29 protein-coding genes are annotated in these 25,151 nt (G+C 71.9%); 20 read left to right on the forward strand and 9 right to left on the reverse strand.

From position 1 onward, the window contains the following. Positions 1–49: 49 nt before the first annotated feature. The gene (locus J7F03_RS38425) at positions 50–901 is read right to left on the reverse strand and encodes a class I SAM-dependent methyltransferase (protein ID WP_214957844.1); all 852 of its coding nucleotides are present in this window, start codon (positions 899–901) and stop codon (positions 50–52) included. Positions 902–988: 87 nt separating this feature from the next. Between J7F03_RS38425 and J7F03_RS38430 the strand changes: the two genes are divergently transcribed. Continuing rightward, positions 989–1,582: a TetR family transcriptional regulator gene (locus J7F03_RS38430; RefSeq protein ID WP_214957845.1), complete on the forward strand. Its 594-nt coding sequence runs from the start codon at positions 989–991 to the stop codon at positions 1,580–1,582. An 18-nt stretch (positions 1,583–1,600) separates the two neighbouring features. Here the strand turns inward: J7F03_RS38430 and J7F03_RS38435 are convergent, their stop codons facing one another. Further along, positions 1,601–2,329, reverse strand: a complete 729-nt coding sequence (locus J7F03_RS38435; RefSeq protein ID WP_214957846.1) for a TetR/AcrR family transcriptional regulator — start codon at positions 2,327–2,329, stop codon at positions 1,601–1,603. 70 nt (positions 2,330–2,399) lie between these two features. Between J7F03_RS38435 and J7F03_RS38440 the strand changes: the two genes are divergently transcribed. From J7F03_RS38440 to J7F03_RS38470, 7 genes are all read left to right on the forward strand, one after another. Next, positions 2,400–3,464 (forward strand): zinc-binding dehydrogenase, encoded by a 1,065-nt coding sequence (locus tag J7F03_RS38440; protein ID WP_214957847.1) that lies wholly within the window; start codon positions 2,400–2,402, stop codon positions 3,462–3,464. Further along, positions 3,448–3,789, forward strand: a complete 342-nt coding sequence (locus J7F03_RS38445; RefSeq protein WP_214957848.1) for an NAD(P)-binding protein — start codon at positions 3,448–3,450, stop codon at positions 3,787–3,789. The genes J7F03_RS38440 and J7F03_RS38445 overlap by 17 nt, the downstream gene beginning before the upstream one ends. A gap of 91 nt (positions 3,790–3,880) precedes the next feature. Then, positions 3,881–4,744 carry a peptidoglycan DD-metalloendopeptidase family protein gene (locus tag J7F03_RS38450; RefSeq protein ID WP_214957849.1) on the forward strand — a complete coding sequence of 288 codons (864 nt, stop codon included), beginning with the start codon at positions 3,881–3,883 and terminating at the stop codon, positions 4,742–4,744. A 76-nt stretch (positions 4,745–4,820) separates the two neighbouring features. Beyond that, the gene (locus J7F03_RS38455) at positions 4,821–5,567 is read left to right on the forward strand and encodes an FHA domain-containing protein (RefSeq protein ID WP_214957850.1); all 747 of its coding nucleotides are present in this window, start codon (positions 4,821–4,823) and stop codon (positions 5,565–5,567) included. Between the two features lie 17 nt (positions 5,568–5,584). Then, positions 5,585–6,997 carry a serine/threonine-protein kinase gene (locus J7F03_RS38460; protein WP_251073119.1) on the forward strand — a complete coding sequence of 471 codons (1,413 nt, stop codon included), beginning with the start codon at positions 5,585–5,587 and terminating at the stop codon, positions 6,995–6,997. Positions 6,998–7,093: 96 nt separating this feature from the next. Continuing rightward, on the forward strand, positions 7,094–7,588 hold the full coding sequence (locus J7F03_RS38465) for a hypothetical protein (RefSeq protein WP_214957852.1): 495 nt from the start codon (positions 7,094–7,096) through the stop codon (positions 7,586–7,588). A gap of 74 nt (positions 7,589–7,662) precedes the next feature. Further along, positions 7,663–8,847 carry a GDSL-type esterase/lipase family protein gene (locus tag J7F03_RS38470; protein ID WP_214957853.1) on the forward strand — a complete coding sequence of 395 codons (1,185 nt, stop codon included), beginning with the start codon at positions 7,663–7,665 and terminating at the stop codon, positions 8,845–8,847. A gap of 15 nt (positions 8,848–8,862) precedes the next feature. Here the strand turns inward: J7F03_RS38470 and J7F03_RS38475 are convergent, their stop codons facing one another. Continuing rightward, complete coding sequence (locus J7F03_RS38475; protein WP_214957854.1) at positions 8,863–10,647, reverse strand: NlpC/P60 family protein; 1,785 nt, start codon at positions 10,645–10,647, stop codon at positions 8,863–8,865. Positions 10,648–10,780: 133 nt separating this feature from the next. On the opposite strand from J7F03_RS38475, the gene J7F03_RS38480 reads away from it, so the two are divergent. Together J7F03_RS38480 and J7F03_RS38485 are read left to right on the forward strand one after the other, a co-directional pair. Continuing rightward, positions 10,781–11,023, forward strand: a complete 243-nt coding sequence (locus tag J7F03_RS38480; protein WP_214957855.1) for a hypothetical protein — start codon at positions 10,781–10,783, stop codon at positions 11,021–11,023. Positions 11,024–11,155: 132 nt separating this feature from the next. Then, positions 11,156–11,644 carry a hypothetical protein gene (locus tag J7F03_RS38485; RefSeq protein ID WP_214957856.1) on the forward strand — a complete coding sequence of 163 codons (489 nt, stop codon included), beginning with the start codon at positions 11,156–11,158 and terminating at the stop codon, positions 11,642–11,644. Between the two features lie 167 nt (positions 11,645–11,811). Here J7F03_RS38485 and J7F03_RS38490 read toward each other — a convergent pair whose 3' ends face one another. After that, positions 11,812–12,894 (reverse strand): MerR family transcriptional regulator, encoded by a 1,083-nt coding sequence (locus J7F03_RS38490; protein ID WP_214957857.1) that lies wholly within the window; start codon positions 12,892–12,894, stop codon positions 11,812–11,814. Positions 12,895–12,965: 71 nt separating this feature from the next. Beyond that, positions 12,966–13,868, reverse strand: a complete 903-nt coding sequence (locus J7F03_RS38495) for a LysR family transcriptional regulator (protein WP_214957858.1) — start codon at positions 13,866–13,868, stop codon at positions 12,966–12,968. 118 nt (positions 13,869–13,986) lie between these two features. On the opposite strand from J7F03_RS38495, the gene J7F03_RS38500 reads away from it, so the two are divergent. Next, positions 13,987–14,745, forward strand: coding sequence for an SDR family NAD(P)-dependent oxidoreductase (locus tag J7F03_RS38500; RefSeq protein ID WP_214957859.1), 759 nt, complete (start codon positions 13,987–13,989; stop codon positions 14,743–14,745). A 26-nt stretch (positions 14,746–14,771) separates the two neighbouring features. Beyond that, positions 14,772–14,993, forward strand: a complete 222-nt coding sequence (locus J7F03_RS38505) for a 4-oxalocrotonate tautomerase family protein (protein ID WP_214957860.1) — start codon at positions 14,772–14,774, stop codon at positions 14,991–14,993. Between the two features lie 227 nt (positions 14,994–15,220). Here the strand turns inward: J7F03_RS38505 and J7F03_RS38510 are convergent, their stop codons facing one another. Then, entirely contained in the window at positions 15,221–16,048 is an 828-nt protein-coding gene (locus J7F03_RS38510) for a helix-turn-helix domain-containing protein (RefSeq protein ID WP_214957861.1), read from the reverse strand. Positions 16,049–16,242: 194 nt separating this feature from the next. Here J7F03_RS38510 and J7F03_RS38515 point away from each other — a divergent pair, with 194 nt between their 5' ends. Further along, positions 16,243–16,989, forward strand: a complete 747-nt coding sequence (locus tag J7F03_RS38515) for an NADPH-dependent F420 reductase (RefSeq protein WP_214957862.1) — start codon at positions 16,243–16,245, stop codon at positions 16,987–16,989. A 67-nt stretch (positions 16,990–17,056) separates the two neighbouring features. On the opposite strand, the gene J7F03_RS38520 is transcribed toward J7F03_RS38515, so the two are convergent. Then, positions 17,057–17,584, reverse strand: coding sequence for an HAD domain-containing protein (locus tag J7F03_RS38520; protein ID WP_214957863.1), 528 nt, complete (start codon positions 17,582–17,584; stop codon positions 17,057–17,059). A 57-nt stretch (positions 17,585–17,641) separates the two neighbouring features. On the opposite strand from J7F03_RS38520, the gene J7F03_RS38525 reads away from it, so the two are divergent. After that, positions 17,642–18,166: a GNAT family N-acetyltransferase gene (locus J7F03_RS38525; protein ID WP_214957864.1), complete on the forward strand. Its 525-nt coding sequence runs from the start codon at positions 17,642–17,644 to the stop codon at positions 18,164–18,166. Between the two features lie 95 nt (positions 18,167–18,261). On the opposite strand, the gene J7F03_RS38530 is transcribed toward J7F03_RS38525, so the two are convergent. Then, positions 18,262–19,617 (reverse strand): tetratricopeptide repeat protein, encoded by a 1,356-nt coding sequence (locus J7F03_RS38530; protein WP_214957865.1) that lies wholly within the window; start codon positions 19,615–19,617, stop codon positions 18,262–18,264. Between the two features lie 139 nt (positions 19,618–19,756). On the opposite strand from J7F03_RS38530, the gene J7F03_RS38535 reads away from it, so the two are divergent. The 4 genes from J7F03_RS38535 to J7F03_RS38545 all read left to right on the forward strand — a co-directional run bounded on the left by J7F03_RS38535 (position 19,757) and on the right by J7F03_RS38545 (position 22,518). Beyond that, on the forward strand, positions 19,757–21,124 hold the full coding sequence (locus tag J7F03_RS38535) for a M64 family metallopeptidase (protein WP_214957866.1): 1,368 nt from the start codon (positions 19,757–19,759) through the stop codon (positions 21,122–21,124). A 214-nt stretch (positions 21,125–21,338) separates the two neighbouring features. After that, positions 21,339–21,467 carry a hypothetical protein gene (locus J7F03_RS42195; RefSeq protein WP_285440551.1) on the forward strand — a complete coding sequence of 43 codons (129 nt, stop codon included), beginning with the start codon at positions 21,339–21,341 and terminating at the stop codon, positions 21,465–21,467. Then, complete coding sequence (locus J7F03_RS38540) at positions 21,464–22,096, forward strand: hypothetical protein (RefSeq protein ID WP_214957867.1); 633 nt, start codon at positions 21,464–21,466, stop codon at positions 22,094–22,096. Before J7F03_RS42195 ends, J7F03_RS38540 begins: the two co-directional genes overlap by 4 nt. 29 nt (positions 22,097–22,125) lie before the next feature. Then, positions 22,126–22,518, forward strand: coding sequence for a hypothetical protein (locus J7F03_RS38545; RefSeq protein WP_214957868.1), 393 nt, complete (start codon positions 22,126–22,128; stop codon positions 22,516–22,518). Between the two features lie 39 nt (positions 22,519–22,557). Here J7F03_RS38545 and J7F03_RS38550 read toward each other — a convergent pair whose 3' ends face one another. Next, positions 22,558–22,797, reverse strand: a complete 240-nt coding sequence (locus J7F03_RS38550) for a hypothetical protein (protein ID WP_214957869.1) — start codon at positions 22,795–22,797, stop codon at positions 22,558–22,560. Positions 22,798–22,847: 50 nt separating this feature from the next. Between J7F03_RS38550 and J7F03_RS38555 the strand changes: the two genes are divergently transcribed. After that, positions 22,848–23,570, forward strand: coding sequence for a peptidase inhibitor family I36 protein (locus tag J7F03_RS38555; protein ID WP_214957870.1), 723 nt, complete (start codon positions 22,848–22,850; stop codon positions 23,568–23,570). Beyond that, a complete protein-coding gene (locus J7F03_RS42515; RefSeq protein ID WP_214957871.1) occupies positions 23,567–25,135 on the forward strand; it encodes a phosphodiester glycosidase family protein in 1,569 nt (522 codons plus the stop codon). Before J7F03_RS38555 ends, J7F03_RS42515 begins: the two co-directional genes overlap by 4 nt. Positions 25,136–25,151 lie beyond the last annotated feature (16 nt).

The raw sequence follows: 25,151 nt of genomic DNA on the forward strand, positions 1-25,151 counted from the left end.
CCGGTGCCGGTGCCGGTGCCGGTGCCGGCGCGAAGGCCGGGCGCCGGCCTCAGCGCGTCGCGGGACGACGGGCGGTGACCAGCCAGGACGAACTGCGCAGCCGTACGGCGCCGTCCCTCTGGTGGGGGCGCAGCGCGTCGGCGAGGGTTCGGCGGGCGAGCTGCTGTTGCTCGGGTCCGACCTGGTCGAGGAGGTGCCGGCCGGGGCCGGATCCCAGCAGGAAGCCGGCCGCGTCCTCGGCGTCACGTCCCCAGTCCCCGTCCGCCTGGACGCGTACCGCCTCGGCTTCCTCCCATCCGGCGGCCGACAGGATCCGAACGGCGCGTTCCGGGTCGGCGAGCGAGAACATTCCGGGGGATCCCGGGGCGCCGAACTCGCCGACGGGCAGGATGCCGCGCAGCGCGGCGAGTGCCTGGAGCCATTCGTTGCCGTCGGCTTCCGCCGGGCAGACGAAGGCCAGGCGTCCACCCGGGCGCAGCGCGCTCGCGATGTTGGTGAAGGCGGCCACCGGGTCGGCGAAGAACATCACGCCGTACCGGCTGACGGCCACGTCGAAGGCGCCAGGTGCGAAGGGGTGGCTCTGGGCGTCGCCCTGGGTGAAGGACGCGTTGCCCAGCCCCTCGCTACGGGCGCTCGCGCGGGCCCGCTCCAGCATGGGGGCGGAGAGGTCCAAGCCCGTCGCCCCGCCTTCGGCGGCCCGGCGGGCGGCCAGGCGCGTGGTGCGGCCGGCCCCGCAGCCGACGTCCAGGACGCGCTCGCGCGTCCCGATGGCGGCGGCGTCGAGCAGAGGCCGGTTGAAGCCGTCGTTGACGGCGTCCCAGCGGTCCTGGTTGCGGGCCCACTGCGTTCCCTCATAGCCGTTCCACGCCTGCGCCTGGTCGGTGTTGACCACGTGTTCCATCGAGCGCCTCCGCACCTAGAATGGGCAAGTGCCCAAACAGTATGGGCGAATGCCCATACTGGCAATCGGTAAGCGGAAAGAGGCCCTATGTCACCGCGTGGAGTGGCGATTCCCGACTTGCGCGAACGGCTGTTCGCGGCTGCCGAACGGGTCGTGGCCCGCGACGGGGCGGCCGCCCTGACCAGTCGGGCGGTCACGACCGAAGCCGAGTGCGCCAAGGGGGTGCTGCACACGCATTTCGCCGGGATCGACGAGTTCGTCGCGGAGCTGGTGCTGGACCGGTTCGCGCGCAGCGCGGGCGACGCCGAACGGCTGGCCTCGAAGGTGGGGGAGGGCGCCGTCGGGGGGAACCTCGCGGAGTTCGCGCTCGCCCTGCTGAACTCCCTGGATTCCGCGGTCGTCGGCCTGGCCATGACCCGCCCCGGTGCCTCGCTCCACACCCGTCGGGCTCTGGAGGCGGGAGCGCCGGGGTTCGACGCCATGCAGGAGTCGGTCACCGCGTACCTCGAGGCGGAGCGGCGGGGGGGCCGGATCGCGGCGGGCGCCGACCCGGCAGCGATGGCCCTCGCGCTCGTCGGCACCGTCCACCACCTGCTGCTGACGCGCGGCCCCGAAACCGCCGCAGCCGACCCCGAGACGATCCGGCGCCTGACGGCCGTCCTGCTGGGCGGGGGCGGGTAGCCGTGGCCGGGCCTGGCCTCACACCTCTTCCGCGTCCCCCTTCGCGCTTTCGAGGCCGTCGAGGAGGAGGCGCAGCCCGAACCGGAATTCCTCGTCCAGCGTCACGTTGGTCAGGTCGTCGGCCGCGGCGGTCGTGGCCGGGTAGGCGGCCGGGTCCAAGCTCCGGTAGTAGTCGCGCAGGTGCGGCTGTTCTTCGGGGCTTGGCGCTCCGGGGCCGTGCTGCTGGATCGCGAAGCCGACGACGTAGTGCCCGATGGCGGTGAAGGCGCGCGCGGCGAGGGGCTCGGGGAAGCCGTAGCCGAGGAGCATGCCGAGGGTCCGCTCGCGGTTGGCGAGGCCGTTGGGGCCGACCGGCACCTGGGCGACCAGGAGCGGCAGGGCGTTGGGGTGCCGGCGCAGTGTCCGGTGGAAGGCGTCGGCGGCGAGTTCGACGGCTGCCCGCCAGTCCAGCCCCTTGATCTCCTCGGGGGCGACGCGCACCTCGCCGAGGATCTTGTCGACCACGAGGGCCAGGAGCTCGTCCTTGCCCGCGAAGTGCCGGTAGAGCGTCGCCGTACCGGACTGCAGGTCGTCGGCGAGCATGCGCAAGGTCAGGGCCTGGATTCCGACCTGGTCGATGAGTCTCAGGGCGGCGTCGACCATCCGGCCGACGTCGGCGGGCGGTCGCCCGCGCCGGGGGGCCGGGGCGGTCGGGCGGGCGGCCCACCAGGCGGGGCTGCCGGGGACGGCTGACGGGTCTCGGGTCATGCGCTCGTCTCCCCGTTATTTACGGAGTCGGTGTATCCATTATCTGCTTTTCGGTGTTAGCGTATCCGTTATGCCTTCCAGTACCGCAGCCACGACACCGGGCCGCATGCGGGCCGCTCCCATCGGCCGCTTCGGCGCCGCTCAGGACGTCTTCGAGGTGGTGAACGACGCGCCGATGCCCGTTCCCGGTGACGGAGAAGTCCTCGTCCGCCAGCGGGCCACCTCCGTCAATCCGATCGACTGCCGCCGCCGGGCCGGCTACGGACACAAGCTGCTGAGGCTCCGCGGCGTCAGCGGCTTCCCCCTGGTGCTCGGCAACGACGTCTCGGGTGACGTCGCCGCGGTCGGCCCCGGCGTGAGCGGTCTACGCGTCGGCGACGCCGTCTTCGGCGCGAAGGAACCGTCCACCCGCGGCGCCTACGCCGAATACTGCGCGGTCCGGGCCGAGGACGTGGTCCACAAGCCCGACGCGCTGTCGTACGCACAGGCCGCCGCGCTCCTGTACGCCTTCCTGTCGGCCTGGGCCGCACTGGGGGACGCGGGCCTCGGAGCGCGGAACGCGGCCGGCAAGCGGATCTTCCTGCAGGGCGGCTCCGGCGGCACGGGGGTCGTCACCCTCCAGGTCTGCAAGGCGCTGGGAGCCTACGTGGCCACCACCGCCGGACCGGCGGGCGTCGACCTCTGCCGGTCCCTGGGCGCCGACGAGGTGATCAACTACCGGACGCAGGACTTCGGCCGGATCCTCAGCGGGTTCGACGCCGCGGTCTGCCTGGCCGACGACGCCGAGGAGGACAAGATGCTCTCGATCCTGCGCCCGGGACCGGGCTCCGGCTACGGCACGCTGGTCCACCCCTTGATGCGGCTGGTGGACGAGAAGGGCCTGGTGCGCGGAGGCCTGCGAGCCGCCGCGACGCTCCACAGCAGGCGGCTGGCGCAGGCGCGCAACCGCCGCAGCTACGGATGGAGCCTGTTCAAGCCGGACCGGCCGGCCCTGGAGATGCTGGCCGCACTGGCCGCCGAGGGGAAGGTGAGGGCCGTCATCGACAGGACCTACCCCCTCGAGGACATCGCCGCCGCGCACGCGTACGTCGAGCGCGGCCGTTCGAAGGGGAAGGTCGTTGTCGCCATCGGATGAGCCGCTGCTCATCGTGGGAGCCGGCATCGGCGGCCTGGCGGCGGCCGCGGCACTGGCGCGGCGCGAGATCCCGTACACGCTCGTCGAGGCGCTCCCACGCCCGACGGCCGTCGCTACGAGCATCCTGCTCCAGAACAACACCGTCCGCGTCCTGGGCGAACTCGGCCTCGGCGGGCAGCTGTCGGCAGTGGGCCGGCGCGTCACCGGGACCTCGATCCGGTCGCTGTCCGGCAGGATCCTCGCGAGCGTCGGTCCCGCCGCTGCGCGTGCTCGGCGGGGCCCGCGCGTGACCCCGGCCGCGTGCCCTTCCCGCGCACCCTCGTAGCCGCGAGGTGTCGTGACCGGCACCCGCCCCCGACCATGGCGCTGGACAACGCCCGGCCGGGCGTCGTCCGCGTGAGCCGGGAGGGGAAGACATGCTGCGGTATGTGCGCAGACTGCGGGCCGTGATGCTGATGTGCGTGGCGGGACTGGTACTCGCGGGCACGCCCGCCGCCGCCGTGACCCAGACGGCGCAGGCCACGGCGAAGCCGCCGTTCCAGCTGCCGTTCCCGTGCGGCACCACCTGGGAGATGCACACCTGGGCCCACAACCCCGCGCTGGACATCGTGGTGGAGGGCAACACCGGCTCCGACGGCCTGCCCGTCCAGGCGTCCGCCGCCGGCACGGTGTCCGCCACCTACTGGAACAACGGCTCGGGCAACACCATCCAGATCAGCCACGGCAACGGCTGGTTCACGGCGTACTACCACCTGAAGGACGACCCGGCGACCTACGTGAAGAAGGGCGACGTCGTCCAGCCGTCCACCCGGATCGGCCGGATCGGAACCTCGGGCGCCTCGGGCTGGGCCCACCTGCACTACGAGCAGCGCTACCTGGCCACGGGCGACTTCACCGACGAGAGCCACCGGGTTCCGGTCCACTTCGACGGAATCGAGTACACGGGCGCCGCGAAGGACTGGCCGAGCGTCACCAGTCGCAACTGCACCGGTACGCCGGCCGCTTGGCAGGACTGCCCGTCCGGCTACGTCTGCTTCTACTCGGGGGCCGACGGCACCGGCACCGTCTGCCGCTCCGCCGGCGACCAGGCGGCCAGCACCTGCGGCCTGCGAAAGTCCTTCTTCAACAACGGTACGCCGCAGCCGGGTTACGACCACGTGCAGGTCGGCTTCAAAGAGGGTGGTGGCGCCTGCCTGCACTTCGGCTGGGACGAGGGGCGCGGGAACCTGCCGGCCGGCGGCCGGACAATAGAGAGCTTCCACTGGCGCGGCGAGTGCTGAGTACCCGCCACTGTTACAGGACTGATTGATTCCGCTGGCTAACCTTCCCCCCGGCACTCTGGGGGAAGGAAGCAGTGTGTACAGCATCATCGTGGTTCCGGGGCCCACCATGTCCCCGGCCGCACAGATCCGCCTGGCACCGGGGCAGACCCTCCGGTTCGGCCGTGAGGCAGCGGGCGACGACTGCCTGCGCGTTCCGCACATCGGCGTCTCGCGCTCGGCGGGGGAGATCACCGCCACCGGCACGTGCTGGTCGATCAGCAACCTCAGCCGCTCGTCGACCTATGTGGTGGAGAACCCCGAAGGCGCCGGCGAGCACATCAAGATCGCGCCCGGGCGGCTGGGCGCACCCGTCCCGTTCGAGTTCGCCCGGATCGTCCTGCCGGCCGGCTCCGAACTCCTCACCCTGGACGTATGGGCGCCGCGCCACGACTACGCCGACCGGGACGCCCCCGGCGAGCCCGGCGGTGAGCCGACCGCACTCGCCTTCCCGCTCGACCGCTCCAGCCGGTACTTCCTGGTCCTCACCGCACTCTGTGAGTCACGGCTGCGCGGCGAACCGCACGCGCCACTGCCCACCGTCGAGCAGGTCGTCGAACGGCTGAAGCCGCTCTGGCCGGCCGCGAACCGCGCCGCCGTGCAGTGGAACATCGACTACCTCGCCGTCAAGCTCCGCCTCAAGCCCGGCCCCGACACGGCCGATCCGGGACCGCGACTGGTCGGCAAGAAGGAGACCCTGGTCTCGCTGGCCCTGCGCTTCGACCTCGTCCGCGAGCCCGACCTGGCGGCCCTGCCGGCCACCCCGACCGGAACCGCACGGTGAACGGGCGGACAGGACACTTGGGCGCCCTCGCGATCCCGCCCGGCTACCGGATCGGCCCCTGGACCACCGGCCGTCTGCTGGGTACCGGCGCCTTCGGCAGCGTGTACGCGGCCCTGCGCGCCGTTCCCGAACCGGGCCTGCCCGGCCGGGCCGCCCTCAAGGTCCTCCCGACCGGTACCCGCACCCCGCGCCAGCTGCGCCACCTGAGCGAGCTCGCCGATCGAGAGACCGACGTGCTGCGCCGGGTGCGCGCGCCCCGGCTGATCCGGATGTACGAGGTGCTCACGGTCGACGACCCCGGCCGGCCCGAACTCGACGGCGCCACCGTGCTCGTCCTGGAGGAGGCGCAGGGCTCCCTGGACGCCCTGCTGGCCGACGGAGTACCGCCGACGGGGCCCGCCCTCCTCGCCCAGGTCTGCGAGGGGCTCGACCAACTGCACCGGGCGGGCTGGGTGCACGGCGACCTCAAGCCCGGTAACGTCCTCTTGATGCCCGACGGCACGGCGCGGCTCGGCGACTTCAACATGGCGGCGGAGCTGGAGGGCACCCACGCCTACTCCCCGGCCTTCGCGACGCCCGACTACACCCCGCCGGACCTGCTCTGGTCGGAGGTCGGCGAACGCGGGATGAAGATCCGTCCGACGGCTGACATCTGGGCCTTCGGCGTGCTGGCCCACGTCGTCCTGACCGGCTCGCTGCCGCTCCCCGGCGGCACCTCCGCCGCCCGTCGGGACGCGGCGCTGCGCTACGCCAGGGGCGAGGAGGAACTGCGCCTGTCACCCGAACTGCCGGAACCCTGGCGGGACATCGTCCGCGACTGCCTGGCCCGAAGACACGAGGAACGGGCCGGACACACCGCGGCGTCGCTGCTGTGCCGGGCGCGGGCGGCGGCCACCGGCCAGGCTGTCGGCCCGACGTACGCACCGCCGGTCCCGCGCGACCCGGTCCCGCGCGACCCGGTCCCGCGAAGCCCCGTACCGCGAAGCCCTGACGTGCGGCTCCCCGGGTCGCGGCGGCGGCGCCGCCTGCTGATCGCTGCCGGGGCGGCCGCGCTCGCGGGCCTGGGTGCCGCGTGGGGTTCAGGTCTGCTGCCCCTCGGGGACGCCGGGGCGGTGGGCTACGACCGGTGCCGGCGCGGGGCCGTCTGCTTCTTCACGGAGCGGGACGGCCGGGGCGAGATGTGCTCCTGGGTCGATGGCGACACCGACTGGACCGACGCCCTGGGCCCCTGCCCGTGGGCGGCGCGGGGCGCGCCGCGCTCCGTCTACAACAACGGGTTCGACCTCGCCGAGGGGGCGGCCAAAGTCGACGTGCTCTACTACGCGCAGCCCGCCGAGGGGGAGCTGCTGGGCTGCGTGAAGGTGCGCACCAGGACGAACCTCGACGCCACGGACCGGCCGCGCTCCCACGCCTGGGTCCCGAACTGCTGACCGCCCCGCGGTGTACCTCGCAGCTGCGAGGTACTGCCGGGCCGGCCCCTCCGAGAGTCTTGAGGCACGTCACACCGCTCTGACAAGGGGTTCACGATGCGCGTCAAGCGTTCCATCCTCGGCATGGCCGGCGTCTCCGCGATGCTGTTCGCGGCGGCCTTCACCACCGGGTCCGCCCAGGCCGCCGCCCCCTCGGGCCAGGTCGCGGCAGCAGCCCGCGTCCTGGTCGCCCCGGCCGCGCCCGCGGCCGCCCAGCCGGCGTCCCTCGTGGCCGCCGCCTCCCCGGGCATCTCGCCGTGGGCCCCCAGCGGCCACGTGCCGCCGAGCGGCAGCTACGGCTGCGCCGGCGGGAACCTGTGCACCCTCGTCTGGGACCCGACGACATCGGACTGGAAGATCTTCTACCTCGACGCCTGCCACCGGTACTCGGTGTCCAACTGGGAGGGCAACGGCTGGTACTTCGACAACCAGACCGGTGGGGTCACCTCCTACCTGTACGGCTCGAACGGCGGCGAGTTGACGCACTTCCAGCCCGGAGGCGGTCAGGTCGGCGTGAACTGGTCGCCGGTGTACTCCATCAAGAACTGCTGACAGACCACCCCCACGCGGGCCCGGCCCCGGTCGAAACCGACCGGGGCCGGGCCCGTTTGTGGCAGGCTGAACCGATGCATACCCAGCACAATTGGATCACCACGCCCATCACCCCGGACCTCGTGCGCGGCGCCCTCGAACTGGAGCACACCGAGCACGGCGTGCTGCCGCACCGGCTGCCCGCCAAGGCCCGCGCCCAGTGCGCCGACCCGCAGCTGGCCATGGCGGAGTCCCAGCCCTCCGGAGTACGGCTGGCCTTGCGCACCAGGGCCACCGCCGTCGAGCTGGACACGCTGCCCACCAAGCGCGTCTACGTGGGCGCCCCGCCCCGCCCGGACGGCGTGTACGACCTCCTCGTCGACGGCCGCCTGGCCGGCCAGGCCCGTGTGACCGGAGGCAACTCCCTGGTCATCGACATGAGCACCGGGACCGCCGAGCACCGGCCCGGCCCCGCCGGAACCCTCCGCTTCACCGGCCTGTCCGACAGCGCCAAGGACGTCGAGATCTGGCTCCCGCACAACGAGATCACCGAACTCGTCGCCCTGCGCACCGACGCCCCGGTCGAGCCCGCGCCGGACCGGGGCCGCAAGGTGTGGCTGCACCACGGCAGTTCGATCAGCCACGGCTCCGACGCCGCGAGCCCCAGCACCACGTGGCCCGCACTCGCCGCCGCCCTCGGCGGCGTGGAGCTGATCAACCTGGGCCTGAGCGGCAGCGCCCTCCTCGACCCGTTCACCGCGCGCACCCTGCGGGACACCCCCGCCGACCTGCTCAGCGTCAAGATCGGCATAAACCTGGTCAACACCGACCTGATGCGCCTGCGTGCCTTCGCCCCCGCCGTGCACGGCTTCCTCGACACCATCCGCGAAGGCCACCCGACCACACCGCTGCTGGTCCTCTCGCCGATCCTGTGCCCCATGCACGAGGACACGCCCGGCCCCAGCGCCCCGGACATGACCGCCCTCGCCGCCGGGCGGCTGCGGTTCCTGGCCATGGGGGATCCGGCGGACCGCGCGAGCGGAAAGCTGACCCTGGGCGTCATCCGGGAGGAGCTGGCCCGGATCGTCGCGCAACGGGCCGCCGCGGACCCGAACCTGCACTACGCCGACGGCCGTGACCTCTACGGTCAGGCCGACTCCGCGACGCTGCCGCTGCCCGACGAGCTCCACCCGGACGCGGACACCCACCGCCGCATCGGCGAACGCTTCGCGAAGCTGGCCTTCACCGCCGACGGCCCTTTCGCGCAGGGCACCGCCTAGGTTGTCTCAGAAGGCTCAGAGGCGGTGCACGGTGTGCAGCTTCTTCGCGTACGTCCCGGTGCCGTCGAGGAGCGAGGCGCCGCCCAGGTCGGACATGGTCGGTCCGTTGCCGGTCTTGCGGCTGGACAGGAACCGGCGCTTGCCGGCCGTGTCCAGGCCGAGGTAGATGCCCACGTGGTCGACGGTGACGGTCGTGGTGTCGTCGCCGGAATCGGCGTTGAACAGGAGCAGGTCGCCGGGCTGGAGCTGCTGCGCGGCCGGCGGGTTCGTGCCGTCCGTCCAGTCGATCCGCGCGCCGGGGGCGTAGTCGACCATGTGGCGGGACTTGCGCGGGAGCCGCGTCTTCGAGGTGTCCTCGCCGGCGGCCATGGGAACGCCCAGGTGGTAGCCGTAGACCATGCGGGTGTAGCCCGAGCAGTCGAGGTTGCCGACCTGCTTGGAGGAGGGCCCGGTGTAGGTGCCGTCGGGGAAGGTCCAGCCGAGGTTCATGTACTCGTGGAAGTCGGCGCCCTCGTAGCGGTAGCCCTGCGGGTCCAGGTAGCCGTAACCGGCCTCGCCCAGTACCTGCTTGCCCGCCGCCGGGCCCGTACCGCCCGTCACCGCCGGCGCTCCCGCGAGGAACATCGCCGCGTACGCCAGGACGTCCGGGGACGCGGAGGCGGCCCAGCCGCGCACGGTCTGCTCCAGCTCGGGCGTCCAGGTCCCGTCGAACGGCGTGGGCAGCACCCTCACCCAGGTGTCGTGGGTGACGGACGGCGGCTGCTGCCAGGTGGCGGCGTCCACCTGGAAGCGGCTCACCACCAGCTTGACCGGCAGGTTCGTGCAGCCCTGGTTGGCCAGCGCGCGCAGGCCCACCCGGCCCTTGGCGAAGGTCGAGTCCGTGACGTCGGCAGCCCAGGCCTGCGGTTCGGCGGAGTCCGTACGCCACGCCTTGACTTGGATGCGGGCGCCCTCGCGGCGGACGCGTATCGTCCAGTTCGTCCCCGCCGGCACGGAGGTGGCGAGGACGGCGGCCGTGGTCAACTGGGTGACCGCGTCGGCGACTTCCCGCTCGACGCGCAGCTCGACCGAGCCGGAGGTCAGGAAGGAGAGCCTGGCCCGGTAGTTGTTGTGCGTGTCCTGGTAGCCGAAGGACAGCGCGTACGAGCAGGCCTGGCCCGTGGGGACCTTGTCGAACATCGCGACCGCGCGGACGTCGACGTCGGTGATCTCGTCGTCCCGGAGGGTGGCGTGACGGCTCGCGTAGTCCGTGGTGAGGGTGATGATCCCGTTGCCCGGCACGACCGAGTAGTCGGTGTCGGCCGGCCCGAGCGTGGACCAGCTGCCGCCGCCCGGGGAAGTGCCCCAGTACTTCCGGTCCGCGACCGGGAGCGTCTGGTCGGGGAGCGTGCGCTGGAACTCGTCGGCGAAGGCCTGCTTGTTCTCCGCGAAGGTCCGCTCCGGGCCCGTCACGACGACCGTGCGCGCCCCCTTCGTCAGGACCGCCACCCGCTTGCCGGCCGAGGTGACCTCCGTACGCTCCGGAGTGCCTGCCGGCACCCCCACGGACAGCGGGCCGAGGGAGGCCTGGGCGAAGTAGGACGGATCCAGGGGAGGCATGGTGACCGAGGACCGCGGTGACGTGAGGGACGGCGGAAGGGACGTGCCGCCGGTCTGGGGCGCGGAGGAGGGGGCGGCTGCCGGTGCGGCAGCCCGCGCCGGGGATCTGGGCGAGGCCGCGGCGGTCGAACCGCCGAGTGGGACGGAGGCGGCAGCGGTGGCGAGAACGGCGAGGACGCTGCGTCGAGAAGTGTGAGACATACGGTCATTCTCCGGTGGGGATGGTTCTGCTTGAGAGTCGCCCCCGCCGGTGTCCCAAATCGCGGGCCAAAGGGCCGGTAGGTCCCGATCGTCGTGGATGCAGGCACACATCCGAATCGTGGAGAATCACGGGGTGACCACACCAGCACAGGGCCCACGTGAGCGCGGCATCGGACGCGGCGTCAGCACCCTCATCCCGCAGAGCGCCACCGATCAGGCGATGGCGGCGCTGACCGGGCTGCAGACCGTACCGGTCCACGTCGGGCTGCTACAGGCAGCGGCCCTGCTCCTGGAGGACGCCGCGCGGACGGCAGCCGACGAGCCGACGAGGGCCGCCATGGCGAAGACGGCGGGAATGCTGCGCTCCGCCATGTGACGGGCGGCCGTCAAGACCTGCGGCGAGCACGACCGGCCGCCGTACCCTGCCGGAGTGGGTGCTTGTCCTGGTCACAGGGATGTCGAAGTCCACTGACACAAGGTGTCAGTGGACCGTGCGTACCTTCCGGACATGTCCTTCGCAGAGAAGTTCCTGACCGTGCACCCGCCGATCGAGCTCGGCGGCCGGTACGTCAAGCGCTACCACGTCACCGCCGACCCGGCCGGTATCGCACCCGCCGTGGAGAAGGCGGCGTACGCCGTACTGCCCGACCTGCTGCCGGAGTCCGACGGAACGCCCCCGGCCACGTTCGTCATCGTCCACGAGTCGTCGGACGGCAGCGCCTACCTCAACACGTACAGCTGGGTGTGGGACAACGTCCTGCACTTCGGCGGGGCGGCCGCCGGCCAGCCGGTGCTGGGCTGTCCCGACCGGGATGCGACACACTTCGTGAAGCTGAACTCCCCCTGGATCGGCTGTGTCTGGGAGCTGGCACCGCTCGGGCACGAGCGTGCCGCCTGGATCCGCCACATGCTCGTACCCGAGCACCCCGAAGACCGGGACCTCGGCGCCTACCTCGCCGATTCCCTCACCACCCCCACCACCAGCGGTACTTCGTAGGGGAATGGGAAGTAGGTACGGGGCCCCGGACGGGAGTTTCAGCACACGCGTGGTCGGGTGCGCGGTCCGGGCTGGTGAGGGCGGGGGAGGCGTCCGGAGCGATCCGAGCAGCCGCCACGCCTCCGTGCCTCACCCGCACGCCCCCTGCCGCCCGGCCTCGCGGCCGGTCAGTTCTCCAGGAGGACCGGCATCAGAAGGGAAAAGGCGTCCTCGGTATCGGTCCGGCGGATCGCCAGGGGTGCCTTGGGGGCGCCGAACTCCAGGAACAGTTCGTCGCGGGCTCCGGCGGCGAGGGCATCCAGCAGGAAGTCGCGGTTGACGGCGACGAGGTCCTGGTCCCCGTCCCCGTCCTCACAGACGGCCACCACACCATCGGCCGTCACCTTCAGCACGCTGAGATCACAGGACACGCCGTCCTGTCCGCGCACCTCGTTCGCGCGGACGGGACCGGTCTCCACCGCCTTCCGGAAAGCCGGAACGTCGACGAGCGCGCGGCGCCCCGCGGGCAGCCGGACGAGGCGACGGTAATCGGGGAAGTCGTGATCGAGGCGCTGACCGGCCGCCTCGAGCTCCCCCGTCTCCAGGGCCACGCGGTCACCTTCCACGGTGAGCTGGACGGACGTGTCACGGCTCAGCAGCGCCCGCATCGCGTCGGCGAGCGGGGACGGCACGATGGCCTGTACACGGGGTCCGCCATGCCCGGTGGTACCGGTCTGCGCGACCGCCATCCGGTACCGGTCGGTGGCCACGACACGGAGCACCTCACCCTCGATGTCGAAGAGGACACCGCCGAGCGTCGGCAACTCCGGGTCGGTACTGGCGGCGAAGCGGACCGTGTCCAGCGCGGCGGCCAGCTCGGGCGCCGAGACGGTCAAGCGGACGGCGGTGGTGCTGGGCAGAGCCATGGGATTCTCCCTGAGTTCGAGTAGCACGCGGACCGTGGAGAACTCGCTGCGGGCATCGGCCAGCCCCAGTTCGAGACGGCGCAGATGCGCCGTGAGCAGTTTGCGCACGAGGTCGGTGTCGGCACCGGACCACCCGGCCAGTACCAGCCGGATGTCCGCCAACGGCATGCCCGCACGGCGGAGCCGGGCCAGCAGCCCGGCCTCCTCGAGCTGCTCGGGTCCGTACCAGCGGTAGCCGGTCACCGGATCGACCCAGGCCGGGACCAGTACGCCGGCGCCGTCGTAGAACCGCAGGGCGCTCACGCTCAGTCCGCTCGCCCGGGCCATCTCACCTATACCGCGCATCTCGCTCTCCACACCCGGAACTCTGGGCCCTCCACCAAGTCGAGGGTCAACCCCGTCCGGCTCCCCTCCGTTCACACCGGGGATTGGAGGCGGGAGACGAGCTCCTCGACGAAGGCCTCCAGGTGGGGCGGGCGGGGGCCGGTCCGCGTGGCGCAGAACCAGGTGCGGGTCAGAGGCTTCGCGCCGATCCGGACCAGGGCGAGACCGTGCGAGGCCGCGTAAGGGGCGGCCACCCAGTTGGGCAGCACCGTCGCGCCCTGGCCGCCCGCCACCATCTCGACCACCAGGTCGGTCACCACCGGCATGGTGGTGATGCGGGCGGGCCGTGCCCCGGCGGGGATGGGCAGCGGCATCGACGGGATGCGCTTTTGGTCGTAGAAGTCGTAGAGGACCAGGTCCGCGCCGTCGAAGTCGCGGGCGGTCAGGTGGGCGCGGGAGGCCCACGGGTGTCCGGCGGGCACCACCGCCACCATCTCGTCGTCGAACAGCCTGGTCAGGGATACCCGGTCCATCTGCAGGTCCGGCTTGGTGACCAGGGCGACATCGACCAGGTCGGCGAGCAGCGCCGGAATCGGCGCGTCGTCGGCGACGGTCTCGATCCGCACGTCGATGTCCGGCTCGCGCTCGCGGAACGCCCGCAGGACCGGCGGCAGCCACGGGAAGGTGGTGCTGCACTGCGCGGCGAACCGGACCCGCCGGTCGCGCCCGTCGCGGAGCTCCAGCAAGTCGCGGGAGGCCGACTCCAGTTCGCCGATGACCTGGCGGGCGGCGACCAGCAGCCGGCGGCCCGCGGCGTTGGGGATCAGACGGCGGCCCTTGCGGTCGAAGAGGGGCATGCCGAGGCGGCCCTCCAGGCGGGTGAGCCGCTGGCTGAGGGCGGGCTGGCTGACGTAGAGCCGCTCGGCGGCGGCGGTCAGTGAGCCGGCCTCGGCGGTGGCGTCCAAAAGCTCCAGGTCACGCAGATCCACATCCATAACGCTGGATTATCACATGCTCCAATTTACGTCGTGGTGTTATGGGTTGAGGGCTCATAGGTTTCTGGTGTCAGGCGGTCGGACACCCCGGCCGCCGCCCACGAAAGGCGCCCACCTCATGACCGCCACCAGCACCACCGCCACCACGACCACCGCCATCGTCACCGGCTCCTCCAGCGGCATCGGCCTGGACATCGCCCGCGCCTTCCTGGCGAGCGGCGCGAACGTCGTCCTCAACGGCCGCGACACCGACCGCCTCGCCAAGACCGCCGCCGGCCTCGGCCATCCCGAGCGGACCGCGTGGGTCGCGGGCAGCATCGCCTCGCCGGATACCGGCGAAGCCCTCGTCCGTACGGCGCTGGAGCGCTTCGGGCGGATCGACGTACTCGTCAACAACGCCGGCACCTTCGAGCCGAAGCCCTTCACCGAGGTCACTGAGGACGAGCTCGACGGCTACCTGACGGGCAACCTCAAGGGCACCTACTTCACCACGCAGGCGGTCGTGCGGGCCCTGCGCGCCCAGGGCGGCGGCGGCAGCATCGTCAACATCGGCACCGTCCTGGTCGACCACGCGCTGGCGGGCTTCCCGGCCACCGCGCCGGTGGTCAGCAAGGCCGGCGTGCACGCGCTGACGACGAGCCTGGCCGCCGAACTCGCCGTCGACGGGATCCGCGTCAACCTGGTCGCTCCGGGCATCATCCGCACCCCGCTGCACGCGGGCTCCGACGTGGACTCCTTCGGCGGACTCGCCCTGCTGAACCGGGTCGGAGAGGCCGCCGAGATCGCCGACGCGGTGCTGTACCTCGCGAGCGCCGGGTTCGTGACCGGGCACGCCCTGCGCGTGGACGGCGGCCACGTCACCGGCCGCCAGATCTGACCGCCCCCACTCGAAGGAGAACCGCCATGCCGTACGTCAACGTCAAGATCACCCGTGAAGGCGCCACCGCCGCGCAGAAGGCCGAGATCATCGCCGGCGTGACCGATCTGCTGGTCAGGGTCCTCGACAAGGACCCGGCGACCACCTTCGTCCTCATCGACGAGGTCGCCCTGGAGGACTGGGGAGTCGGCGGTGTCCCGACGGACGAGTTCCGCCGCCGCAACCGCGCCCGCGCTGAGGACGCGTAGCCGGAGAGTGCCGCGGGACGGGTGGATCCGCCAGGGCCTCGCCGAAGTGGGAGTCGGCGAGGCCCTGCGGACCGGGCCGCCGCCCGCCGCCTCGGCCGTGGCGCGGTCGCCTTCGGCGCCGGCGGACGGTTCGCCCGGCTGACCTCGGACGGGCGGTTCGCGGTCTCGGGTGGGGACGACGGCCGCGTACACGTCCGGGAAACGGGAACCGGCGTCGTCGGGCAGCGCTAGAGGCCCGCGAGTTCGCGCAGCGCCTTCTCGGACGGCGAGCCCGGCTCCGCGGCGAACAGGTCCAGCCCCCAGCACGACGGCTCATTGGGCAGCGCGATGAGCTCGCCGTGCAGGGTCAGTTCGCCCACGACCGGATGGTGCAGCACGTACGCCCGGTCCCGGACCTGCGCGACCGGGTGCTCCGCCCACATCCGCGCGAAATCCGCGCTCAGATCCCGCATGTGCTCGATGTGCGCCGCGAGCCCGGCGTCCCCGCGGTATCGCCCGACCAGGACGCGTAGATGCGCCACGTGCTCGCATGCCGCCCGTTCCCAGCCGGCGCCGTGCAGCCGCGAGTACGACTCGGTGAACCACAGGTGCGAGATGGTGCGGCGGTCCTCCGGCAGTGCGGGAAAGTCGCCGAACACCGCCACCGCGAGCCGGTTCCAGCCGATGATCTGGGTGTGCCGCCCGACCAGCAGTGCCGGCGTCATCACGAACGACTCCAAGAGGTAGCGCAGGCCCGGGCGCACGTCCGGCGAGCCCGCGGCCCCCGCACACGCCCGCGGACGCCGCGCGATCCCGTGCAAGTAGGCCGATTCGTCCGCGTCCAGGCGCAGCGCGGTGCCGATGGCGTCCAGGACCTCGTCCGAGACGCTGTCGCCCTTGCCCTGTTCCAGACGCGTGTAATGGGCGATGCTCACGCCCGCCAGCCGGGCCAACTCCTCACGCCGCAGGCCCGCGACCCGGCGCGCCCGGCCGTAGTCGCGCAACCCCACGTCCTCGGGGCGCAGGCGGGCACGGCGTGATTTCAGGAAGTCGCTCAGCTCGGTCCGGTCGTCCATACGCCGACCCTACGCCCGGCTGTGCGGTGGGTGATCACGCGGTGAGTACGCAGCACAGGGGCCTGGGTGGGCCGTTGCGGAGGTTCCATGCTGTCCGGCGGGGCCACCTACGCGCGACCGGCGCGGCCCTGCCCCGCTCGCCGCCCGTCGGGGCCTGCGTCGTGGCGACGCACACGAACGAACGGAGAGAAGCCATGCCCCTCACGCTCGGATTCATCGGCAGCGGAATGATCGGGTCTTCCGTTGCCCGCCTGGCCGTCGCGGCAGGCCTCGAGGTCGTCCTGAGCAATTCGCGCGGCCCCGAGACACTCGCCGACCTCGTCGCCGACCTGGGCGGCCGCGCCCGGGCGGCCACACCGGCAGAGGCGGCCCGCGCCGCGGACCTGGTGGTGGCGGCCATCCCGCTGATGGCCTGCGAACAGCTCCCCGCCGATGCCCTGGCCGGCAAGACGGTACTGGACACGGCGAACTACTACCCCGAGCGGGACGGCCACCGGGCCGAACTCGACACGGGCGAACTGACCTCCAGCGCCCTGATGCAGCGCCACCTCGCGGGCTCCCGTGTCGTGAAGGCGTTCAACAACATCACCCCGCACCAGCTGGTCTCCCTCGCCCGGCCCGAGGGCGCACCGGACCGCAGCGCCCTGCCCATCGCCGGTGACGACGAGGGGGCCAAGACCGAGGCCGCCCGCCTCCTGGACGCGCTCGGCTACGACACGGTGGACATCGGTACCCTCGCCGCCAGCTGGCGCAGCGAACCGAACACACCGGTGTACGTCGAGCCCTACCTCGGCGCGATACCCCGCTTGAGCCTCGAGGCCTTCCTCGACTGGACCAGCCGGCAACCGGGCATCGTCGTTCCGGCGGCGCACGTCGACAAGCTCGTCAAGGCCGCGGTTCGCCGGCCCGCGGGCGAGGTCCTGCTCCCGAGCGCCGACTGATTCCGGCCCGGTCTCCGGATCGCAACGACGCGCCCCGGTGCGTTGTTCGCTCCGCGGCCCACGCGCCCTACAGTCCGGCCGTCCGCCGAAGCCACGTGTCGAGAGCGTCGAAGTCCTGTTCGGTGAGGCCCCGGCGCGGATCGACACGGTGGAGGAGGGCGGGGCCTCGATGGTGTCCGCGGACCCACGCCCGGTCGGTGTCGGTGATCTCGTCGTCGACCCAGGCGAACGGCCGACCCGCGGCCCAGGCGACGATGCCGCGGGCCTTCCAGTGCAAGCCGCTGCGTTCGTCCCGCTCATCGACGTCGGACGGCTCCGGCCAGATCACCACGGCCAGCTCCGGCAGACCGATCCGCGGCGCGATGCACTCATTGGCGTCGGCCATCCACGTCGTGGCCCAGACCAGCTCGCACGGCAGGGCCGCCAGCCGGGGCCCGTACGCGGGATCGATCCGGTCCAGGAGCGGATTCGAGTCGGCCTCCCGTGACGAGGGGCCGATCCGATACGTCGGATACTCCTGCGATGCCGCGCCGAAGGGAATGAGTGGTCCGTCGACATCGAGGAAGAGCAGCGGGTATTGCGCGGATCCGGTCACGGCAGCACGGTAGCGGCCCGTCCGGGCCGCAGCCGCCGGGGCTGTTATCGTCCGCTTATGCCCGAGCTGATCACGCCCACTCCCCGCCTGTACGACTCGTGGCTCGCCGCGCAGAAGGAGTGGGGGCACGACGCGCACATGGACGGCGCCGGACTCGGCTCCGACGACGACGTGGACAGCCGGGAGGGCTTCGCCGCATGGACGGAGAGGCTGCAGCGGTACGGGGACCGCACGGTGCCGGTCGAGCACGGGCGCGTCCACGCCACGTACTGGTGGATCGCCGAGGGCGACGAGTACCTGGGCGCCATCGACCTGCGGCACTACCTGAACGGATTCCTGCTCGATGCGGGCGGCCACATCGGTTACGGCATCCGCCCCTCGGCCCGCGGCCGAGGCCTGGCCACCTGGGCCCTGGGCGAGGTCCTGCACGAGGCGCGGCTGCTGGGGATGGACCGGGTACTGCTCACCTGTGACCCCGGCAACCGCGCCTCGATCCGCACGATCGAGAACAACGGCGGTGTCCTGGAGGACGTCCGCGAGACGTTGATCGGCCCCAAGCGGCGCTACTGGATCGACCTGTAGCAGGTGCCGGCGGCAGCGTGAGGGCGCCGGTGTCCCCCGCGGAGATCATCGCGGGGAGGCGGCGTCGTGATCATGAACCCGCGTGCACCGGGCCGTCAGGACCGCGGTGCCAGGCGGGTCGGGAACGCCGGCGCCGCCGGGGCCGGTCCCAGCGTGGTGGTTCCGGGGGCCGCGCGATGACCCAGGCCCGTGCGGTACGCGTCCAGGGCCGCCTCGGTCCGCCCGGCCCGCCGCAGCAGGTCGCCCAGGAGCCGGCACAGGTCGGCGAGGTCGCCCGTCGCCCCGCTGCGCTCCAGCAGCGCCAGGGCCTGCACGTAGTGCTCCTCGGCGGACTCGGTCTCGCCTCGCTCCTCGGCCATCAGGCCGAGGAGCCGGTGCGCACCGCCGGCGTGCACCGCGCCGTGGCTGTCCCCCAGCTCCAGCAGGGCCGAGAGCAGCCCGGCGGCTTCCTCGTACCGGCCGAGCCGGCGCAGTACGTCGGCCAGTTCGACCTCGACCTGCGCGGTGTACAGGGCCGCGCGGCTGGCCGAGAGCATCTCCCGGGCCGTACGCAGTTCCCGCTCGGCGGAGGCGAGGTCGCCGTTCTGGGCCTGTACGTAGCCACGCATCCAGTGGCAGTGCGCCAGATCGGTCCGCAGCCGCAACTGCCCGTAGATCGCCTGGGCCTTGGCGAGGGAGGCGTCGGCGTCGGCCACGCGCCCCTCGGTGAGGAACGTCCGCGCGACCTGCCGGTGCATGCCCGCGACCAGAGCCGGGTCGCTGACCTGTGGAGCCAGTGACAGGGCGAGTTCGGCCGCGTGGGCGGCCCGGGCGTGGGCGCCCATGTCGATGTACGGCCCGATGACCGCGGCGTAGAGCAGCACCAGTGCCTCGGGGTCGGCCAGTCCGCTCGTGCCCAGCTCGTCGATGGTGGATTCGAGCAGGTAGCAGGCGTACCGCAGTTCCCCGGCGAGCAGGTGCGCGACGGCGCGGCCGCGGATAGGGCGGGCGCGGCGGGGGAGCGGCTCGTCGGCCAGCAGGCGTTCGGCCGCCTCGAAGTGGCCGATCGCGTCGGGCAGTTCCCCCGACTCCAAGGCGCAGTCGCCGAGCCCGAGTAGGGCCTCGGCCCGTACGTCGGCGAGGCCGAGGCGTTCCGCTTCGGCGAGGAGGCGCCGGTAGCGGACGGCCGCGTCGTCGGCGGCTCCGGCGGCCAGGATCTGCTGGGCGTCGGTGAGGGCGAGGCGCAGCTCGGTGGCGAGGTGGGCGGGGCGTCCGGTGGCCAGTTCCTCGTAGGAGGTGCCGAGGCGCCGGGCGAGGAAGCGCAGCGCCGCTTCGGAGGGCCGGACCTTGCCCGACTCCAGCGTCGAGATGTAGGCCGGAGTGTACGAGGGCTCCGCCAACTTCCTCTGCGTCAGGCCGAGGTCGGTTCGCATGCGCTGAACCCTTCGGCCGATCTCGGACGGTTCGTCCATGGAATCCCCCTGGTTGCTCGAACTCCCCAGTATTCAGGGGGAGCGGGCCATTGCGCACCCGTCGTGCGCCATTTAGTTTAAGCAACCGATTCAGTGCACTTACCTACTGGTTTAACTTCCTTCACCAGGGGAGGACTTCATGCGCAACGTCAGACGTCCAGCTGTCCGATCGGTCCTGCGCGCAGCCGTCGCCGCGGCCTGTGCGACCACCGCGCTGCTGGCCGCCGGGCCCGTCCGCGCGGCCGACGCTCCGGCGTCCAAGCCGCGGGTGGAGGTGGAGATACCGGGACCGGAGCACGGGGGCGACGCCGGATCGGGCCACGTCCTCGTACCCGCCGACGGCGCGGCCACGGGCACGGCCAGGAGCGGCGCCCGGCTCTCCGAGGCGGAGCGGGCGGCCGACGGCGAGGTCGCCAAGCTCGTCGACAACGGCCCTACCGCCGACCGCTTGGACATCGTCATCATCGGCGACGGCTACACCGCCGCCGAGCTGGCGAAGTTCCACGCCGACGCCGAGGCGAAATGGGCCGAGGTGACTGCCGTCGAGCCGTACACCACCTACCGGAACCTCTTCAACGTCTGGACCGTCGACGCCGTCTCCCGCGAGTCGGGCGTCTCCGGCGACCCCGACCGTGCGACCGTGCGCGACACGGCCCTCGGCGCGTACTTCTGGTGCGAAGACATCGAGCGGCTGCTCTGCATAGACCAGCCCAAGGTGGACACGTACGTATCCAAGGCGCCCGAGGCCGACCTCGTCATCGTCCTGGCCAACAGCGCCAAGTACGGCGGCGCGGGCTACAACGAGCCCAGCGCCACCCTCGGTTACGAGGGCATATCCACCGCCTCGTCGGACAACGCCAAGTCCGGCCAGGTCGCCATCCACGAGACCGGCCACTCGCTCGGCAAGCTCGCCGACGAGTACTTCTACCCCGGAGTCCCGGACTACGAGAAGTACACCGGCCCCGAGCCCGCGGACTCCAACATCTCCACGCTGACCGCCGACCGGCTGGCCCGGCAGCGGGCCAAGTGGTACCGCTGGCTGGGTGAGCCCTCGCCGGACGGCGGCACGGTCGGCGCGTACGAGGGAGGCGGCTACTTCGTCACCGGGCTCAACCGCCCCACCGACAACTCGCTCATGCGGGTCCTGGGCAAGCCCTTCAACCTCCCCGGCGTCGAATCAATGATCGCCGGCTTCTACAAGCACGCGAGGGCCGTCACCCCGATCACCCCCACGGACCGCACCTTGCGCCGGCGCGACACGGCCAAGGCGGCCGTACCCCGGCTGACCGGCGCGGACGGCCGGCAGCTCGTGGTCCGCTGGTACCTCGACGGCCGGGAGCTGAAGAGCCTGGAGGGCCGGACCGAGGTGCGGATCGCGGACCTGCGGCTGTACGACCTCCGGACGCACAAGCTGTCGGTCAGCGCCGAGGACCGCACCCTCTCGGTCCGCGACCCGAAGATCGCCCGCACACTGCGCGCCACCGTCGACTGGAGCGTCCGCCGGTAGGCGCCGGCCCCAGACAGCCACGGGTCGGGGGCCGCCCTCGCGGGCGGCCCCCGACCGGCGGGTCCGGCCGGCCCGCCCGCACCAACGGCCCGCCGCGCCCGCTCGGGGGGCGTGAGACGGCACCGACGCCCCGGCCTGCAGACGGGTGAAGGAAGCGTCCCCGAGGGGGTCCCACACGGAGTGGTGCCCGGTGGGACGGCGCACGGATGCGCACATGGTGCCCATGGAACCGCTCTCGCACCGCACCCGCAAAGTGCTGCCGAACCCCGGCACCGTGGGCTTCGGCCCCACCGCCGACCGGATCTCCGCGGCAATCGCCCACGACCGCCCCACGGCCAAGTGACCGGGCCCGCGGCGGGCTGGCGGCCCGACGGCTGGGACGTACGGGTCCGGCTCGGCGTGCTCATCCCGCAAGGGGACGTGGGGCCGGAGTCCGAACTGCGCGCGATGGCACCGGCCGACGTCGGCCTGCACGGCGCGCGCGTGCCCTTCGGCGCGATGCGCAAGGGCGGCGCGATGGATCCGACGATCCCGCTCGCCCCGGTACGGGACTTCGCCGCGCCGCCCCATGTGGACGAGGCGGCCGCGCAGTTGGCCGACGCGCCGTGCGACCTGCGCGGCGGCCAATCCCTGATCCGGCCGGGCGACCTGTACGACTGGGCGGCCGCCCATGTCCCCGACGAGGCCGAGGCCGTCGTCTTCGGAGGCAACGGTCTGCGCGCGGTCGGCATGATCGAGGCCCTCGAGGTCACCCTCGACCGGCTCGTGCTCACCGCGAACCAGGTCCTCCTGTGGTCGGCCATGACGCGGCCGGCACGTACACGGACGACATCACGGGCTACGGACGGCTCTTCGCGCTGCCTCCGCGCTGAACCGGTGGGGTACCACCCGGCGGGCATCCGCGAGCCTGCCGCCGCCGCCCGGGCCCGCGCCGGCGCGGCGAAGGCGGGACGGATAATGGCACCGTCCTGATGTGTGCCGATCCGAGAGATGAAGAAGCGATGACGCTGAAAGAAGGCCGGCGGGTGAAGCTGGCGGCGGACACCAGGCTGACCGATTGGGTCGCGATGACCGGCGACCCTTCGACCGCGACGGAGGCCGTCGCCGGATCCCTGTCCCTGGCGGCGGGGACCGAGGGCACCGTCGAGCGGGTGGTCGAGCACGACCAGCAGAGCCCGGAGGCCCGCGAGTACGAGCGGCTCAAGTCGCTCCTCGACGCCTTCGGCCACGAGATGCCCATGGAGAGCAAGTCGCAGCTGGAAGAGAAGGTCGCCGGCCTGGAGCCCGACTGGATCGCCTACCAGGAGCAGCGCGGCCGTGTGACCGTCCGGGTCCGCTTCGACAACGGATTCATCCTCGACGACGCGCACGAAGACGTCTTCACGCCCGCCTGACCGGCCCCGCTGTGGGCACGGCGATCACCCGGGTCGTGCCTACAGGGGATCCAGCTCGCCCAGGCCCATGGCGCGAAGAGTGTGGTTCGCCATGCGCAGGTGGCCGACCGCGTTGGGGTGGGCCGGGTCGTCGAGCCAGGGGATCGGGTCGGCCGTGCCGTGGTGCTCCAGCCAGTGCGCCTCGTGGTCGACGAGCAGCGACCCGGTGTCCTTCGCGATCTCCCGCACGGCCTGGCAGTACGCGGGAAGTGCCGCGCGCCGCTGCCGGCCCGAGCTCATAACCCCAGGCCCCAGGCTTGGTGTGGGTACGTGTGTGCGATTCTGACCTCGTGAAGACCAACATCCTGCGAGGCGCCCTGTTCACGGGCGCCCTGGCGCTCCTCGGGGGAGCGCTCACGGCTTTCCCGGCGAGTGCCGCCGGTTACGAAGCCTGCCCCGACAACAGCCTCTGCCTCTACAGTGGGCCGGACGGCACCAACGACGAGGGCGACTCCGTCCACGCCTTCGACCTGGCCAAGAACAGCGAATCCGAGTCGTACGAGACCTGGAACAACAAGGCCGAGTCGCTCATGAACAACTCCTCCTACTGGGCCTGCATGTACGTGGAGACCCGCTACGGGGGCCAGGTCAAGGCGATTGCGCCCAAGGCCGGGACCAAAATCACCAAGGGCAACCTCTCCGCCGTGGCCGGCAACCTCGGTGGCAAGCTCGCCTCCCACAAGCTCGCGCCCTCCCAGGGCCACTGCTTCACCGGCTTCGAGCGCTGCGAAGACGGCTTCCTGTGCTTCTTCCAGCAGCCCAGCGGCCGCGGCGCGATGTTCCAGACCCAGATCGACTACAACGCCTATCACCCGGACTACTGGGCCAAGAAGATCGAGTCCGTCTACAACCGCACCGCGAAGTCTGCCTGCTTCTACGACAAGCCGGCCGCGGAGATAACGGCAGCGGACAAGCCGTTCCGGGTCCTGCCCGGTGACTCCACCACGGTCGCCGGCGCCCACGCCGACACCTTCGTCTCCCACAAGCTGCGCGACAAGGCGGACTGCTCGTGACCCTCACGACCACCGCGCGCCGCGGAGCACTCGCCACCGCCACCGCCCTGACCTCGGTCCTGCTGCTCGTCACCCCGGGCGCGTCCAGCGTCTCGGCCGCCGCGACCGCACCTGACGTCACGGGCTGGACGCCGCTCGACACCCAGTACCAGCAACTGGACCCCGGAGTGGAGCTCTTCCGCTACAAGGAGACGTCCCCCAGCCCCCTGCGCGCGGGCAAGCCGCGCGAGCTGAACGTCCTGCGCATCGACCCGGCCGTCAGCGCCGTGAGGATCGAGAGCACGTACGGCAGGAAGGCGGGCGAGAGCGAGATAGTCCGCGATCAGCTGAACCAGTACGCCCAGCTCCCGCTGGCCGGGATCAACGCGAGCTACTTCACGAACGAGGGCCAGCACGCCGAGAGGCCGACCACGCCCGAGACCGTACAGAGCTTCGGCGCCACGGCCCGCGACGGCGTCCTGCTGGGCGCGGCCTGCGAGCCGACGAAGTCGGCCCGGCGCTCCCTCGTCCTTCAGCACGGCATTCCTTACGTGGCCGACCTGGCGACGGCTCTCTCCGTGACGAGCAGCGTTCCGCCGTCCGGCGGAGGCTCGGCGCTGCACAAGATCGACGACATCAACCGCAATCCCGGAGGCGCCATGACCTGCCCGCGGGACGTCGAGGACGGTGTCGCGGACATGAAGGAGAAGGACCTCAAGGACGGTGTGGAGGACGGCTTCGAGCAGGTCATGGTGGACGGCAAGTTGGAGAAGGTGCCCGTCACGCTCGGGCTCACCTACGAAGACAGCCACGGGAAGACGGTGACCGTCCACCAGGATCCGCAGGAGATCATCCTCTTCAACGACCGCTACGGGATGCCCACTCCGACCCCCGGCATGAACCCCAAGATCGGCTCGGACAACCAGGCGGGCTTCGAGGTGCAGGTCGAGGAGGACGGCACTCTCACCCGCCCGGCCGACTGGACCTCGCGCGGCGGACACCTGGTTCCCCAGGGCAAGCACATCCTCCAGGCCATCGGCGTGGAACCCACGGCCTGGCTGCAGGGAATGTTCGACGCGAAGGCCAAGCTCACCATCGACCAGAAGGTGACCGACCTCGCCGACAACCGCAACATCCCGCTGGACGAGTCCGTGGACATCCTCTCCGGCGGTGCGCGCCTCATGGACGACGGCGTGCCCTACGCGCCCGGCTCGTGCGGGCGTACGGTCGGGAGCGGGAGCGACGTCATCTGCAAGGACTCGCGCACCACGCTGGGGGTCGACGACCAGGGGCGCACGGTCTTCGTGACGGTCACCGGCACGCGCGACGAGCCCGCGGACCCCGCGGAGGCGCTCGCCACGTACGACGGCGCCTTCTTCTCCGAGGTCACGAGCGTGTTCAAGGACCTCAAGGTCATGGACGCCATCAACCTCGACGGGGGCGGCTCGACGATGCTGCTCACGCGTGACCCGTCCAACCCGAACAACTACACGCGCCAGACCGGCCTGACCGACCAGAAGCACCGGCCCGTCTTCGACTCCGTCTACGTGGGAGTGGGCGGCGAGTCCGTCACCCCGGGTACCTAGACGAGTCTTTCCGAAT

The sequence above is a fragment of the Streptomyces sp. ISL-43 genome, from assembly GCF_018614195.1.
Classification (GTDB): Bacteria; Actinomycetota; Actinomycetes; order Streptomycetales; family Streptomycetaceae; genus Streptomyces.